Annotated in this window: 15 protein-coding genes and 1 tRNA gene; 5 read left to right on the top strand and 11 right to left on the bottom strand. The window is 40.5% G+C overall.

The window, feature by feature from the left end; all coding sequences use genetic code 11:
• From BP861_RS09465 to purD, 4 genes are all read right to left on the bottom strand, one after another.
• A partial coding sequence (locus tag BP861_RS09465) for a hypothetical protein (protein ID WP_292374692.1) occupies nucleotides 1-182 on the bottom strand: 182 nt, incomplete at its 3' end.
• A gap of 74 nt (nucleotides 183-256) precedes the next feature.
• Nucleotides 257-341 (bottom strand) — tRNA-Leu (locus BP861_RS09460).
• A 220-nt stretch (nucleotides 342-561) separates the two neighbouring features.
• Nucleotides 562-1,470 carry an ornithine carbamoyltransferase gene (gene argF / locus BP861_RS09455; protein WP_292374690.1) on the bottom strand — a complete coding sequence of 303 codons (909 nt, stop codon included), beginning with the start codon at nucleotides 1,468-1,470 and terminating at the stop codon, nucleotides 562-564.
• 222 nt (nucleotides 1,471-1,692) lie between these two features.
• Nucleotides 1,693-2,994: a phosphoribosylamine--glycine ligase gene (gene purD, locus BP861_RS09450; protein WP_292374688.1), complete on the bottom strand. Its 1,302-nt coding sequence runs from the start codon at nucleotides 2,992-2,994 to the stop codon at nucleotides 1,693-1,695.
• A gap of 565 nt (nucleotides 2,995-3,559) precedes the next feature.
• Between purD and BP861_RS09445 the strand changes: the two genes are divergently transcribed.
• A complete protein-coding gene (locus BP861_RS09445; RefSeq protein WP_292374686.1) occupies nucleotides 3,560-3,691 on the top strand; it encodes a hypothetical protein in 132 nt (43 codons plus the stop codon).
• A 34-nt stretch (nucleotides 3,692-3,725) separates the two neighbouring features.
• On the opposite strand, the gene pyrE is transcribed toward BP861_RS09445, so the two are convergent.
• The 6 genes from pyrE to BP861_RS09415 all read right to left on the bottom strand — a co-directional run bounded on the left by pyrE (nucleotide 3,726) and on the right by BP861_RS09415 (nucleotide 9,016).
• Nucleotides 3,726-4,283 (bottom strand): orotate phosphoribosyltransferase, encoded by a 558-nt coding sequence (pyrE, locus tag BP861_RS09440; protein WP_292374684.1) that lies wholly within the window; start codon nucleotides 4,281-4,283, stop codon nucleotides 3,726-3,728.
• Between the two features lie 128 nt (nucleotides 4,284-4,411).
• Nucleotides 4,412-4,960, bottom strand: a complete 549-nt coding sequence (locus BP861_RS09435) for a CDP-2,3-bis-(O-geranylgeranyl)-sn-glycerol synthase (RefSeq protein ID WP_292374709.1) — start codon at nucleotides 4,958-4,960, stop codon at nucleotides 4,412-4,414.
• Nucleotides 4,961-5,600: 640 nt separating this feature from the next.
• Nucleotides 5,601-5,735 carry a hypothetical protein gene (locus BP861_RS09430; protein ID WP_292374683.1) on the bottom strand — a complete coding sequence of 45 codons (135 nt, stop codon included), beginning with the start codon at nucleotides 5,733-5,735 and terminating at the stop codon, nucleotides 5,601-5,603.
• Nucleotides 5,736-5,983: 248 nt separating this feature from the next.
• On the bottom strand, nucleotides 5,984-7,588 hold the full coding sequence (gene pyrG / locus BP861_RS09425) for a glutamine hydrolyzing CTP synthase (RefSeq protein ID WP_292374682.1): 1,605 nt from the start codon (nucleotides 7,586-7,588) through the stop codon (nucleotides 5,984-5,986).
• Between the two features lie 481 nt (nucleotides 7,589-8,069).
• Nucleotides 8,070-8,819 carry a DUF7524 family protein gene (locus tag BP861_RS09420; protein WP_292374681.1) on the bottom strand — a complete coding sequence of 250 codons (750 nt, stop codon included), beginning with the start codon at nucleotides 8,817-8,819 and terminating at the stop codon, nucleotides 8,070-8,072.
• A 14-nt stretch (nucleotides 8,820-8,833) separates the two neighbouring features.
• Nucleotides 8,834-9,016 (bottom strand): methytransferase partner Trm112, encoded by a 183-nt coding sequence (locus BP861_RS09415; RefSeq protein ID WP_292374679.1) that lies wholly within the window; start codon nucleotides 9,014-9,016, stop codon nucleotides 8,834-8,836.
• 510 nt (nucleotides 9,017-9,526) lie between these two features.
• On the opposite strand from BP861_RS09415, the gene cooS reads away from it, so the two are divergent.
• The 4 genes from cooS to BP861_RS09395 all read left to right on the top strand — a co-directional run bounded on the left by cooS (nucleotide 9,527) and on the right by BP861_RS09395 (nucleotide 13,815).
• Nucleotides 9,527-11,401 carry an anaerobic carbon-monoxide dehydrogenase catalytic subunit gene (cooS, locus tag BP861_RS09410; protein ID WP_292374677.1) on the top strand — a complete coding sequence of 625 codons (1,875 nt, stop codon included), beginning with the start codon at nucleotides 9,527-9,529 and terminating at the stop codon, nucleotides 11,399-11,401.
• Between the two features lie 13 nt (nucleotides 11,402-11,414).
• Nucleotides 11,415-11,924 carry a 4Fe-4S dicluster domain-containing protein gene (locus BP861_RS09405; protein ID WP_292374675.1) on the top strand — a complete coding sequence of 170 codons (510 nt, stop codon included), beginning with the start codon at nucleotides 11,415-11,417 and terminating at the stop codon, nucleotides 11,922-11,924.
• 137 nt (nucleotides 11,925-12,061) lie between these two features.
• A complete protein-coding gene (locus BP861_RS09400; protein WP_292374673.1) occupies nucleotides 12,062-12,550 on the top strand; it encodes a universal stress protein in 489 nt (162 codons plus the stop codon).
• A gap of 827 nt (nucleotides 12,551-13,377) precedes the next feature.
• Nucleotides 13,378-13,815 carry a universal stress protein gene (locus BP861_RS09395; RefSeq protein WP_292374672.1) on the top strand — a complete coding sequence of 146 codons (438 nt, stop codon included), beginning with the start codon at nucleotides 13,378-13,380 and terminating at the stop codon, nucleotides 13,813-13,815.
• Nucleotides 13,816-14,290: 475 nt separating this feature from the next.
• Here the strand turns inward: BP861_RS09395 and BP861_RS09390 are convergent, their stop codons facing one another.
• Nucleotides 14,291-15,523, bottom strand: a complete 1,233-nt coding sequence (locus BP861_RS09390; protein ID WP_292374670.1) for a clostripain-related cysteine peptidase — start codon at nucleotides 15,521-15,523, stop codon at nucleotides 14,291-14,293.
• Nucleotides 15,524-15,713: the final 190 nt, after the last annotated feature.

Genomic DNA, 15,713 nt, shown 5'->3' with positions numbered 1-15,713 from the left:
GGCCGCACGCAATTTGATTTTTTCTTCACTTTTTGTTCTTTTTTTCTCGCGCTACCATTTAGTCCGACACCTATGCCATGGCTCAGCACCTTCTCACATTGTGGAGGATTCTTAATAATATACTCTTCATTTCTTACTCTGAATCTATCGCTTATTGTTTGGTTGTCTGTCGCAAACTCCATAAAAAGCAAATAGATTGTAGAATAGCTGAGTAAAAACGCAATTAAAAGAAAATTAATTGATTAAAAAAGTTTGATGCGAGAGGTGCGATTCGAACGCACGAACTCCTACAAGACCAGGCTCTGAACCTGGCGCCTTTGACCTGGCTGGGCAACTCTCGCATGATGTAGCTTATGTCGCAGGAGCAATAGTAGTTCTCTTTGTTCTTATACTTTTTCCTTGAAAGCCTGCTCAGAGGGCGAAATTTGTCTTAACTATTTTAATAATTTCCTTTCTTGAAAGCTGTTTTAAGTAGATTTTAACAGACTTAAAACCGCAGAAGCCGAAAAATCCATGAATATTTTTATAGCAACATAAAGTAAGTTAAAATTGATGAAATTTTCATCTCATCAATTTCAAGATAAGTGCTTTTTGAGCATGCAGACGGTTTTCAGCCTCATCAAAAATTACGGAATTCGGACCGTCCATAACTTCATCCGTAATCTCAAGGCCTCGACGGGCTGGCAGGCAGTGCATAACTATTACATCAGGTTTTGCGACTTCCAGGAGTTCAGTATTGACCTGAAAAGTGGCAAATTCCTTCAAACGTTTCTCCTGTTCGGCTTCGTCGCCCATGGAGACCCAGACGTCCGTATAAATGATATCAGCATCCTTTGCAGCAGCTTTCGGATCATCCGTAATTGTAAACTTGCCTCCTATGGCTTTTGCCTTTTCAAGGAATTCGGCTTTTGGCTCGTATCCTTTCGGGCATGCAACGACAAATTCCATTCCCATAATAGCCGAGCCGAGCAGGGCTGAGTTGCAGACATTGTTTCCATCTCCTACCCAAGCGAACTTCAGGCCTTCGAATTTTTTCTTATATTCCATTATGGTCATGAAGTCGCCAAGGATCTGACAGGGGTGTTCCCGGTCCGAAAGCGCGTTAATTACGGGTATAGTTGAATACTCGGCTAGTTTCTTTACTGTCTCGTGGCTCATAACTCTGGCCATGATCCCGTGAAGGTAGCCTGAGAGGATTCTGGCAGTATCCTCAATAGTCTCGCCTCTTCCTACCTGAATATCTCTGGAATTCAGGTAAAGGGCGTGTCCTCCAAAATCAGTCATTGCAACCTCAAAGGAGACTCTGGTTCTTGTGGAAGCTTTCTCGAAAATCATCCCGAGGCTTTTATTCTTCAGGAACTCTGTAGGTTCTCCAGCCTTACGTTTTTTTTTCAGATCTAAGGCCGATTCGAGGAGTTCATAAATCTCTTCTCTGGACAGGTCAGTTATCGAAAGTACATCCTTCTTCATCACTTCAACCCCGACTTTACTCTAGCTAAACTTACTTCATTCAAGCTGAATTTACTCTATTCTAGCTGAATTTCTCGACTTTAGCTGAATTTACCTCATTCTGGTTGAACTTAAACTTTATACTACCGCATAGTACTTATTTTCACGCCGTACTTTTACGGTATATTTCAGGCAGTCAGCCTCACTATTTTTCGTCAATTTGTCTTATTTTTTTCAGTGCAGTTAACCTCTAAGCTCTTTCATATGATCAATTCTCTTCTGGATAAGGGCAGCAGTTCCAATATCTTTTCGGAAAAACAACTTACCGTGGAGATTTTCAAGGGCATTCTGAGCAATTTTTTCGGCTGCGGCTATAGTATCAGCGACTCCGATAACTGCAATGGCGCGGGAGCCGGTTGTGTAAACTTTTCCTTCTTTTTCATAGACGCTGGCATAATAAATGGAAGCCTCTCCTATATCTCCGACAATTACTTCGCTGTCTTTTTCAGGATTATCAGGATAGCCTGCAGGAACTGCGTATTTACATACAGTTGCTTTCTTACTGAAGCTTACAGGCAAATTCTCAAGTGTTCCTTTTACCACCGCAGACATGATTTCTACAAAGTCGGTTTCAATTAGAGGGATCACGTTCATGGCTTCGGGATCGCCGAATCGCGCATTGAATTCAACAACTTTGGGGCCGCTGGCTGTAAGGATGAACTGTCCATAGAGAATGCCTTGATATCCTGTTCCGGTTTCCTCAGAGAGGGCCTTTACAGTATCCTGCATAATCTTCTTTGCCTTCTCAATATCTTCAGGGAGCATAAAAGGCAGGATTTCCCCTGCATCGGTATATGAACCCATTCCGCCTGTATTGGGTCCGACATCTCCTTCATAAGCTCTTTTGTGGTCCTGCACGGCAGGGAAGAAAACAAGGCTTTTTCCGTCCACAAAGGCCTGAAGCGTAAACTCCTCTCCTATAAAGCGTTCCTCGATGACCACAGCTCCTTTCTCAAGAAGTTCGTTTGTGTAAGCTTTGGCAGCCTCGAGGTCAGGAAGCTGGTCTCCCATAACTTTTACGCCTTTACCCCCTGTCAGGCCTGAGGGTTTGACTGCTACATCTCCCAGTTTTTCTATAAAAGCGTGTGCAGGCTTTTTCTCTGTAAAAACCTCATAAGCAGGGCAGCCTTCGATTCCGTATTTTTTCATGAAATTTCTTGCCCAAGCCTTGTCAAATTCTATTATTGCACAGGCTTTTTTAGGCCCTACAACCGGAATTCCGGCATCCCAGAGAGCATCTGCAACTCCTGCTGCAAGAGGGGCTTCAGGCCCTACAAAAGCCATTTCGATCTTTCTGGCTTTTGCATACTCAACGACTTTTTCAACTTCGGTTTCCTTCTCAAGGAGAAAATCCTCACAGAGGGCGGCTATTCCGGGGTTTTTTTTCGCCATTAACGCATAAAGAGAGGGATTATGCTCGCTTTTCTTGATACCTTTGGCGATTGCATGTTCCCTTCCGCCTCCGCCAATAAGCAAAATTCTCATTTTTATTCTCCTGACTTTAAAAAGGTTAATTTTATATTCAAGTATTAGTATGGGTTTTTTTATGTACTGAAATAAGATGAAGTAAGATGGATAAGAAAAGGTAATGGATTTCCAGTCCTTAAAACCTTTCAATGCTGCTTTGGACAGCTATCTGTTTTTATTGACAATATTGACAATACTCTTTAATCAGAAACATACTGAAGGACTTCCTAGTTCTCTATTTCTTATAATAAATATCTTCTTGTTGTCAGGCTTCAAACTTAACTAAAAATCTCTCTTTTTAAGAATATTTTTTAAAATTTTACTCCAACGTCTCCAATAATCGAAACTTATTAGATTGAAATGGTTAGGCTCGTTCAAAAAATGAAATCACGAACCAAAATCCATATATGAAATCTTCCAAAGAGAGTGTCCAGAAGTAGCGAGAGTATCCAGAAGTAGCTAGCGGCACGTTTTAATGAGCTTATCGAAGCCTAGAAAACCTTTCTTGATGCTAAAACAAAGTAATTGGTCATAGCCATTCAAACTGATAGTTGAAATCCACGGAGAGTACAGCTGCATAGTAATGGCAAAGAACAAGGGTGCGTCTCGTGAAGAAATTATTGACGTAGTCGTCTTGAACCTATATCACTCCAGTTTTGCTAACGTTCTTGAGTGCCTTCCTGCAGCGACAAATGGGTTTGAAAGTAAAATCTAAAAATTTAGTAAAGGAAAATGCTCTTGCACCTTCCTTACTTTAAAAGATCGCTTGCACTCACAAGAGGCACAAGTTCCGTACCTGTCTCTTTTAAGTTTTCTATTGCTCCTTCTTCTCTATCCACGACACTGATGACGTATTTGACATTTGCCCCGGTTTCCCTGACAACCTCAATTGCGTTCTTGACCGAGCCGCCGCTTGTCGTTACGTCTTCGAGCATTACAAGCCTGTCTTCAGGTTTAATGTCTCCTACAAATCTGCTCTTTGTACCGTAGTCCTTTACAGCTTTCCGGACTATAAGTAGGGGAAGTTCGGTTTCCATAGAAACTGCAGTTGCCAGCGGCACACCTCCAAGTTCCACTCCTGCTATTATGTTTACATCCATCTGTTTTATCCTGGATGCTGCCTGCCGTGCTATAAGTTTCAGAGTTTTAGGGTCAGTACTGGCCTTTTTTATGTCTATATAATACTTGCTTTTCTTTCCCGAGGCAAGTGTGAAATCTCCGTAGCGGATGGCTCCGCAGGCTTTGAGGGCTGCGATCAGTTCCTGTTTTTGTGCTTCTAATTCCGTATCTATTTCCGATTCGTTCATGGTCTTACCTGTTTGCAGCCTTATTAGCTATTTTCTATTAAATGTACCGAGTAAATGGATTAAACCTTCATATTTTTGATTAATTTTTTGAAAAGTTCTTGTTAAGAACCCGGTTAAAGCTAATAAGCTTACCAAGGTTCTTTTTTTATACCTGTGAGGTATCCTATTATATTCGTTGTAAGATGCATAAGAGGCGTCGTGATTAGGATAATTATCATTATCGAGGGCGTAAAATTGCTCACGAACCATTCTGGGGCTGTAAGGTATGCGAAGACCCAGGCTCCAATTACGAAGTCCAGCTGGTCTACAAGTGGAAGAGGAGCTCCCCTTTTCATTCCCATCCTGCGCTTGAAGAAGCTTTTGAACATGTCTCCAAAAAGCGAACCACAGGCCAGAGCAAGGACAACTTTGAAAGCCTCAGTATAGTTCGGGCCGAAAGCTGGCATCTCGATTCCCAGAATCTCAAAGCCCTTTGAATTCAGCCAGATCTGGATGCCACCTGCAAGCACTCCAAAAAAAATACCTGAAAAAAGCCCTCTATAGGTTTTTCCATCTCCTATAATCCTTCTTCCATCCCTTAAAGTCCTGCCTCCGTCAATTGGTTTTCCGCCGCCAAAAACAGCTGCAAATGGGTTGGGAAGGTATGCTGGAAGCATCAGCCAGAATGCTTTAATTATCAGCTCAATCGTGGTATCAACTCTTTATGTCAATTTTGTCTTTTTCTTGAGAGAACTCAACTTTCTGATATTACTGGACTCTTTACTTCTCTTCATAATTTGCCCCGCAGAACATACCAATAACCTGTGCTCGCTGTTTTAACCTGCTTTTAATTAGGTATGGCTAACATCTACTTGAAAATGGACTTAATTAATTGAACTATATATTGAGCCTAAATAAGAGCTCAATGTGCTTAAGTAATGGGCTTATGTAATTATTGACTCTATTTAATTATACTTATTTTATTAAGTTTAAATCTTAAATTACAGACGGAGATTACGCCTCGGTTTCCCTTCAGGTTTTAATTTTTACCTGAGGCTTATTATTTTTGGATAATTTTCATGTTTAAAAGAGAATATGCTTAAGCAACGTGTCTTTTGCAGAGAATAAAGTCACAAAAAGACGATAAAAATCAGGGAAGAGGAAAGATAAACCAAGAAATCTTTGGATAGAAAAGTAAAGGGTTCAAGATGAGAAAAGAAGAGATTCTATATTTGATAATACTGCTTTGCAGTTATCACTTAAAAATTGGTGTTGATCGGGGTGAATAGTCCCCGGATCTTCTCACACGCTATATAGAAAAGAAAAACTTATTAGGAATTATTTTTTCTTCTTTTCCTTTGCAAGTTTCTTCTTAGCGTCCTTGCTGCCTGCAGAAGCCATTTTTTCTAGCTCCTCTAGCTTTTCTCTCTTAGCGCTTTTCTTCTTCTCCAAATCTTTTTTAGACATTGCCATAATACGTACCTTCATAAATATCGGTGAAATTGCGAGAGCTTTACAGCATTAGTGATGTGAGATGCCTTAACAGATCTCGCACTATCAACTTTCAGTTGTAAATGTATTTATCAGTTTCCCGCCAAATAAATCTTTTTGACCGGGTGTCAGGTTTGGTTAAAGATTGAAGTTTATTCAACACAGGATTAAAATAATTGTAATGAAGGGAATTAAAAAAGATAGATTCCCTCAAATGGCTTTTAACTGTTTTATCGTCCTTCTCTTCCTTTACTGTACTTGCACATTGCCGCAACAAGACCGTTAAATGGTGGAGATGGCCTTCCAGGTCTTGACTTGAACTCGGGATGGAACTGAGAACCAAAGAAGAAGCGCTTTCCAGGAATCTCGGCAATCTCCATTCTGTTTTTGTTTTTGCCGGAAAAGAGAATGCCAAAAGACTCAAGCCTGTCAATAAACTCAGGATTAACCTCATATCTGTGGCGGTGACGCTCGATTATGTAATTGGTTCCATAGATTTTTGCGGCAACAGATCCTTCTTTAAGGATAGCCTCATAGTCCCCAAGGCGCATAGTTCCACCCATGTCTGAAACACCAGTTTGTTCAGGCAGGAGATCAATTACAGGGTAAGGAGTATCTTCGTCAAATTCCGTACTGTTTGCCTTTTCAAGTTTAGCTACATTTCTAGCAAATTCAATGACCGCTAGCTGCATGCCCAAGCAGATACCGAGGAATGGAATATCGTTTTCCCTGGCGAATTTAATTGCCATTATTTTGCCTTCTGTGCCGCGTTCGCCAAAGCCGCCTGGGATCAGAATTCCATCATACTGTATTAGCTTCTCAATCTCGGTTGGATTTTCTTCCAGAGTTTCAGCTTCAACCATATTGACTTCAACCCTGCATCCGTTATTAATTCCTCCGTGTTTGACAGCTTCAAGGATGCTGAGGTATGAGTCTTCAAGATTAGTATATTTTCCGACGATTGCCAGTTTGACCGTATTGGTTGTGGACTTCATCTTTGCGACCATTTCTTTCCACGCACCATTTTCGACACTGGAGTCCAGTTGCAGATGTTTCATTAGCTGGGTGGTTAATCCCTGCTCTTCTATCTCAAGAGGCACTTCATAAATATCATCGGCATCATGAGCGCTGATAACCAGTTCCTGAGGAACGTCACAAAAGAGGGCGATTTTCTCTTTGGCACTTTCCTGAAGAGGAGACTTTGACCTTACAACGATTACTTCAGGGCTGAGACCAAGGGCCCGAAGTTCCTTTACGGAATGTTGGGAAGGCTTGGTTTTTTGCTCACCCTGAAGGTCTTCCATAGCCAGGGTCACATGAATAAATACAATATTTTCTGAAGGTTCTTCCCTGTGCATCTGGCGTACAGCCTCAAGGAAAGGCATGCTCTCAATGTCTCCAACAGTCCCTCCTATCTCAATAAGACAGACATCAGCCCCACTCCTGGCTGCGACCTTTCGGATCCTGTTTTTGATCTCATTTGTGACATGGGGAATGATCTGAACAGTTTTTCCGAGATAGTCCCCTCTCCTTTCTTTGGAAATTACTTCCAGGTAAATCTTGCCTGTAGTAAGGTTATGGTCTCTTGTAAGTTCTGTATCAAGGAACCGCTCATAATTTCCAAGATCCAGGTCAACTTCCCCTCCATCCTTAAGCACAAAGACTTCCCCATGTTGGTAGGGACTCATGGTGCCTGCATCTATATTGATGTAAGGGTCAATCTTGATAGCCGTAACTTTATAACCTTTGTTTTTAAGGTTTCTGCCAATGGATGCGATGGTAATGCCTTTTCCAAGACCGCTCATCACCCCACCGGTAACTACGATATACTTCATGGATAAGCTTCCTCAATAGTTTTCCTAATAGCGGTTTCAGACTACTAAATGTATAATATGTGGTAGACAGGAAATAATCAAATTATAACGAGTAAGAAGTCTGTAATTTATCCTCTTATAAGAACACAATACCAATATCCTTATGGTATAAAAATTCCTCCCAACTTCTAAACGTGAACAGGCTCAAATAAAAAATGAAAGTATAAGAACAGACCGGAGTAAAAAATGACAAATTTATAATTACTGACATAAAGTACCGGCAGCCGGAAAAGCTCGGAATGAGGAAGAAAAAGTCGAGAAAAGTTTAATTTTCCCTTTTTCAACGCTTCCACAATTTTAACATTTGAAATGGATTTTCCGTGCTTTTCTATATTATGAATCTAAAAGGATCCTCACTTATGAACCTGAGGTGAATTGAGTAAATGTCAGGTTCAAAAAGAATGTAAATTCTGGGTTCAAAATTATTGTTATCATAAAGAATTTAATTTTCTTCTGCAATTTTTAGCAAGGTGTATATCATACAGGTCACGAAAAGTATTGAAAACAAAAGCGACTGAGCAAAACTGACTTTAAACTGCAGGCCTGATGGTAGCATAAAGTAGAGGAAGAATAAGCATATAAGTAGTAAAAGCCCTCCAAAAGCTATATTCAGAGAACGTTTTTCGTTCCCACTTACGTTACTGTGGGTTTTTCTTCCTGTGAAATCTGAAGAGCTTACTGTAAAGTTTCTACGGATAGAAGATGAAAGCCAACCTTGCCCTTTTCCTGATTTTGGGTGAAAACTCCTCTTTATAGGTAGTGCGAATGAGGGCCTTTGAGAACTCAATTCTTCATTTTCATTCCCTGTATAGGACTCATCTTCTGAGTGCTCCTGTGGCTTTGGATCAATTTTTCCAAGCTGGACTGGAAAACCTTTCTTTCTTGAACCATAACCCGCTGTAATATAGATCTGCCCTTCAGTAAGCACCCTGCCTTCTTGCGGAATTCTTACAACTACGGAAACATACTCTTTTTGAAGCACATATGGATTATCTCTCAGGAAAGTTATCTGGCCTTTTAATTCCTCACTTACTGAGAAATGTATATGAGTTGGAGACCCGTAGTTTGTTATCAGGATTTCAAAAGTTTCTTCTTCGCCGGGAGAAAGAGAAATCTCAACGCTTTCCTTTTCAAACTCAATTGAGTTTATCTCCTGTCGGTTGATAATAACATTCTGGAATATCTGCTGCAAGTTTTACCCTCACGTCAGTTTCTGAGGTCAGGAGGAAGCAAGTTTGGGATTCCCTCATCGATAGGATAATGCTCTTTGCATACAGGGCAGTAGAGAGTTCCAGATATGACCTCTTCATCGTTTTCTTCGACAACGTTCAAAATTAGGTCGCCCTTACATACAGGGCAGGCCAGAATATCCATAAGATCTTTTTTCACCAAAATTCACCGTTAAAACCGCTTTTCCGATATGATGAGACAGAGTTTCATTATAGTAAAGATAGATAGTTGTTTCTAATCTTCACTTTTCCACCATGCGGATGTAAACTTTATCCCATTATTTAACCGTATTCAATTCATCCTCCTATTTTAAGGTAATCTATATGTTTACAGGCACTTATGATTTGACACTTATGATTTGAATCTTATCTGTCTTATTGAATGTTATTCGTTGTATCTTAATTTAATCTTAATTAATCTTAATTTAATCGCGACATTTTTAAGAAAGTTTATAAAACAATAACATTTGATACTTCTAAAGTGTTTTTTTCCAGATTCTCCAGTTTGAGATAGATTGGGCTGGAAATCAAGAATTAAAGAATCAGTCAGGTTAGACTAATTCAGGTCATGGATTTCAGGATTCATTCTTCATCAGGGAGCTTGAATCCGGGAAGCTTGAACCTAAATTTTGGATAGTTCCAAAAGGAATAAAAAATTGTGGGATGTTAAATGAAGCTGGAAATATGTGAGAGAACTATTGACCTTGCAAGCCAGAAAATGCTACAGAAAGCCGAAGAAGAAGGCATTGAAACTGCCTGGGACAGGTATGAAAAGCAATTGCCTCAGTGCAGTTTTGGGCAGCTAGGAGTCTGTTGTCGGAATTGCAATATGGGCCCCTGCAGGATAGATCCATTTGGGGAAGGAGCTGAAAGGGGAATTTGCGGCGCTACTGCAGATGTCATAGTTGCAAGAAATCTCCTTAGAACGATTGCCGCAGGCGCAGCGGCTCATTCCGACCATGCAAGAGATGCTGTACTGACCTTTAAGAAAATGAGTGAGGGAGAGGCAGGAAGTTACAAGATAAAAGACGAAGCAAAACTGCTATCTCTCGCCTCGGAGTATGGAATTTCCTCGGAAGGGAGAAGTTTGGAAGAAATTGCATCCAGACTCGCAGACACACTTCTTCAGGAATTTGGGAAACAGAATGGTCACCTCCTGTGTACCAGAAGAGCTCCCGAATCAAGGTTCAAACTCTGGGCCGAGCTTGGAATAGAGCCCAGGGGAATTGACAGGGAAATCGTGGAATGCATGCACAGGACTCATATGGGTGTGGATAATAATGCGGTTCATATTCTGCTGCAAGGACTGCGCACAGGACTTTCCGACGGCTGGGGAGGTTCGATGATCGCCACCGATGTCCAGGATATACTTTTCGGAACCCCGCAGCCTAGAAGAAGTACTGTTAATCTTGGGGTACTGTCTAAGGACAAAGTAAATGTAATCGTTCACGGGCACGAACCTATTCTCTCTGAAATGATCGTGGAAGCTGCAGAAGATCCCGAGCTCCTTAAACTTGCAGAGGAAAAGGGTGCAGCAGGCATCAACGTTGCCGGGATCTGCTGTACTGGTAACGAGACCCTGATGCGGCATGGGACTCCTATAGCAGGAACCTTCCTTCAACAGGAACTAGCAGTGATTACAGGTGCTGTGGAAGCTATGGTTGTGGATGTCCAGTGTGTCATGCCCTCGCTTGGAGAACTTACAGGCTGTTACCACACAAAGTTCATATCTACATCCCCAAAAGCTGATTTTCCTAATACCGTAAGAATGGAATTCCATGAGGACAGAGCTTATGAAACCGCAAAAGAGATCGTAAGGGCCGCCGTTGAAAATTTCCCTAACAGAGTTCCGGAAAAAGTTACCATACCTGATGAAAAGCAGGAGTGTATGATCGGTTTCAGTGCCGAGGCTATCCTCAATGCCCTCGGAGGAAGCCCTGATCCTCTCATTGAAGCCATAAAAGGCGGTGCAGTTCGGGGAATCGGGGCTGTTGTCGGCTGTAATAATGTAAAAGTAGCTCACAATTACGGGCATGTCAACCTCGTTAAAGAACTGATTAAAAACAATGTGCTTGTGGTCACAACCGGTTGTAATGCAATTGCCTGTGCCGAAGCAGGGCTGCTTTTGCCAGAAGCTTCCGAACTTGCGGGAGATGGGCTAAAAGCCGTCTGTAAGGTTCTGGGCATACCCCCTGTCCTGCATATGGGTTCCTGTGTTGATATCAGCCGTATTCTTGTGCTCTCATCCGTGATTGCAAATCGTCTGGGTGTGGATATAAGCGATCTTCCAGCAGCAGGAGCAGCCCCTGAATGGATGAGCGAAAAGGCAGTCAGTATCGGAGCTTATGTGGTTTCATCAGGCGTATTTACCGTGCTCGGTACTATTCCGGCTGTTCTTGGAAGTCAGGCTGTTACGTCCCTACTGACAGGGGGCTTGAACGGCGTGGTCGGAGCAAGCTTTGCAGTTGAGCCTGATCCCTTTAAAGCTGCAGATCTGATTCTTGAGCATATTGATGGAAAAAGAAAGGCATTAGGCCTGGACTAAGAGATGGTTTACAATGAAGGACGTAATGATTCGGCCTGAACGCTGCCTGGGCTGCCGCTCATGTGAGATTGCATGTGCTGTTGCACATTCCGAGAGTAAGAGCCTTTTTTCAGCTATAGGGGAAAAACCAGCTCCAAAAAAACGCATCTACCTGGAGCATGTCCCTGACCTTGGAGTTTCTCTTCCGATCACCTGTCGTCACTGTAAAGATGCGCCCTGTGTTTCGGTTTGTCCTACAAAAGCTCTCTACCAGGACGAAACTACTAGCACTGTAATTCATAACCCGGACCGTTGCGTAGATTGCTGGAGATGTTCTACGGTATGTTCCCGCTTCAGTTCTCTATATCAATTGATTCTTGTTATGGGTTGCTGGACAAGTTCCATGAATCACAATCGTGGGGTAATTAGCAGGCAAGCTGAAGTGGGGATAAAATGTGATCTCTGCGAGAGCAGGGATTTACCTGCTTGTGTCGAGGCTTGCCCAACACATGCTCTTATTCTCTTTGAAGTTAACGAGATTTGAAGAAAAAGCATAATTAGACTGCTTTGGAAATTGCAAGATAAACAGAATTGCGCTGGCGCATGCTACAAGCAATTGGATCTATCTGCGCCACCGCTTCCTTACTGGATGGTAATATATAACAAACCTTGCATATTAATATGAAAAATTTAAAAGAAAATGGGGAGTCAGATACTATTAACAGTCTTTACAGAAAGATAATGGTTGCAACTGACGGTTCGGAATCTGTCAGAAAAGCGGTCGAGACAGCAGTTGAAATTGCAAAGATAACCGGAGCAAAACTGTATGCTGTGTATGTGATTACTTTGGGAGGACTTTCAATGCCCTATCCCAAGGATGTAGGGTGGGAAAGGATCACTCTCGAATACTTCAGGAATGAAGGCAGGGAGGCCACAGCTTACGTTGAAGAATCCGGGAAAGCTGCAAATGTTGAGGTCGAATCTGTAATTCTGGAAGGAAGCCCTGCGAATGAGCTTGTCGATTTTGCAGAAAAAAATGATATTGATCTTATTGTCGTGGGTACACTAGGAAAAACTGGAATTCCAAGGTTCCTGCTCGGAAGCGTGGCCGAAAATGTGGTAAGGCACTCAAAAAAAGCGGTACTTGTGGTAAGGGAAAAAGCTGTTTAATATGTCAGATACGCATATAAGGATCAAATTTTTCAGGATGGGAGTCCAGACTTTTCTTGGGGATATCTATCACCTATCTATATTGGAAGGTTTTACTCTTTATGATAATTACCACTAAGTCTGCTTATTTTTGGAACTCAAACTTAGCCTTAAGATTGTCGCATACCCAATCGTAATGAAAGAAATTTCTTTAAAAAATAAGAGACGTCTATATGATTAAAAAGTAGATGAAAGGAAATAAAAATAGAGTAAAAATAACTAAAAATTACTTGTGTATACTTAAGAAAAAATATAAAAACCATAACAGTGAACGGGGGTTTTGGAGGAGGTTAAAATATGTTGGATATAATTATTGTCAATAATATTTGATTTTGAGCTTACCCGTTCACTAATCCTCTCTCTAATGATTATGCTATATAAGTATTTTGGTGCATAAAAAATCTAATGCCCTTTTGTGCCAGAGTGACCCGGAATATATTCAAATTTACGGATTTTTTTGTCCACATATAACTAAAATAAACAATATTAAAACAGTACTTATTTCTTTTGTTCTATTCGGGTAATTTTAATAATAATTAACAAAAAGTTTACTAAAGAGTAATTTATATAACAATTATACCCCATAAGGGATTATTATATATTTCCGGAAAGCGTAGACAAATCTAGAAGATATTTACATATGAGAATATATCCGGAGGTACAATTGAAAATTTCTTAGATATAAGTTTGTATAATATAATGAAAATGATATAATGAAAATTGTATGTAAAAACTCTATGTAAAAATCTTATATGAAAAATTTCCGTTGTTATAATGGGGGATTTTAGTTGGAAAGTAAAAATTACCAAAAGATAATAATTGCAACCGACGGCTCAAAACAGGTAGGAAAAGCAATTGAGGCAGGAGTTGAGCTTGCTAAACTCACTGGAGCAAAGCTTTATGCCGTATATGTGATTGTCCAGACAGGCTATTCTCCGAGAGATTTCGGATGGGAAGGCTCATTGAGAGAATTTCTTGAGGCTGAAGCTAAAAAAGCTGTTACTTCTGTTGAGGAGGCTGGAAAAGCTTCAGGTATTAATGTAGAATCTGTAATTCTTGAGGGATATCCTGCAGACAAAATTCTGGAATTCGCAGAACAGGAAGGTATGGACCTTATAGTTATGGGAACACTTGGAAGAACCGGGCTTGACAGGTTCCTTATGGGAAGTATAGCTGAAAAGGTAGTAAGGCATTCAAAGATACCGGTAATGGTTGTAAAAGGCTAAGCTGAGAAATAAAATTGAAAAATAATAACAATAAGAGATTTTCATTTAGAAGATTTTCATTTATATTCAGTTAAGATACGAAACGTTTAAAGAATGATATCTTGTGAGCTCATCCCAAAGCTTCAAAATTGCTTCTCTCAAGCCCATATTCCGGAAACCAGTTGAGTTTTTAATCATGAAAAATAGCCTTGGAACTCTTACTGGTTGAAAATAAATTGATTTTGGAATGCACTGAATATTAAACACATTAAAAGATCTTTGGCGATCCACAAATAATCGGTTGATATTTTTCCGAGTATTCATTATTCGCATTCCGCTTTAATTTTCTACTTTATGCACATTCAATTTCCTGTACACCGGTAAGCTTAGAAAACAGATGAAACTAAGCAAAAACACTCAAAGACAAAATATCAACCACCTAATAATGCACGACCAGGGCCTTCAGTATAAAAAATAAATTTTCAATTTTTCCCGATCAATAATCGTGGTATTTTTGAAGCATAAGTGGCCAATTTTTGCAGTCTTTCGCGAACTCTAAGTCTGCATAATATTTGGAAACGCAATGAGGACGTGGAATTAAATAAACTGACGCCCCACAACATTGATCGTAGTCTTTTCCGAGATGTGATTCTGCAATGATGAATTTTCCCGAATTAGCTTTGAATTCTTGGACGACATTTTGTGCCGTTTGATTTACATTACTGTCCGGAGTTAAACCTGATAATACTTTGCAGAAATTAGATGCATCCCACAGCGTATAGTAAAAAAAACTCTTCGATTTATTTTGAGCTCTTTCAATTGCTGTGATTACATCAGGCATCTTATCGATCAATGCTTCAGCCAGTGAATCTAAACTCTTTGCGGCATCCTTAACTTTTGAGAGGTCAAAAGCTGACTGAGTCACATCAGACTGACCCCATTCATTGTAAGTTTTTGTATAAGCCTTGACCATCTCACAACAAAATTCTGGTGTTGAAATTCCCGGATTTTTATCCAGTATATTAAGTATAGAACTATACGGCCACCCCTCTCCGGGTTCGGATTCCTCAGATGAAACAATATATTTTACGTATGGCTCTGCTTGATAGGCCACCTCAAGGTTACTCATGAGGCAAGCATCCATACCCAGAATATCCAATGGTTGTCCAAGCTTTTCTTTTGCATAAGCAAGGACTTTACCTAGCTCTATCGTGTCTAGAGAATGGCCTGATCCATCGTCGCTACAGATGGCCCTCAAATTCGAGGAATCCAGATTAAGGATTTCACTGACAGTCGTATTGAAGAAGGTTTTCTTTAATTTTGACGCAGTCATATAACTTGCTTCACGGGTATTCCAATTCTTTGTTCTCTCGCACCTAGCGAGTCTATCTAAATCACTTGGCTCCCAACCTCCACCATGATTCCACAAAATCAATGCATAGCGGTCGGCTGGATAATTATCACAAGACCAGGCTATGAAATCCTTGAGAACATTCGGATCTCCAGAGTCAGTTTCCTCTAGTTCTTCAACCTTCTCATTGATTCCTCCGCGTCGAATATAGAAACGTCTGGTACCTTTATTACCCGCGTTATCAAATTGAACTAAAACATTAACGTCAGGGCTCGAGCCGACTTGTCTCATTTCCCTAAGGTCTTCATCTCCAGCCGTTGATAAACTATTATCGCCGGCCATATAAACCATGTACGTCCACTTGGCTTTCGTTTCCATTATCTTCACCTTTTTATTTAAAAACTAATCTAAAAATTCAAAATTGTTTCTTCGAATCAAGTATTCTGTGTGATCAACATAGTTCAAATTCGGAAAATAATCTCCCACTCAATTTCCCACTCGAAACAACACAGAGCCGTATTTTACTGATCGTATTTTGTCTACCTGTAAAAAATACGATAATTATTAT

This window comes from Methanosarcina sp. UBA411 (assembly GCF_002495725.1).
Lineage (GTDB): Archaea > Halobacteriota > Methanosarcinia > Methanosarcinales > Methanosarcinaceae > Methanosarcina.
This window is presented reverse-complemented; position numbering and strand designations above follow the sequence as displayed.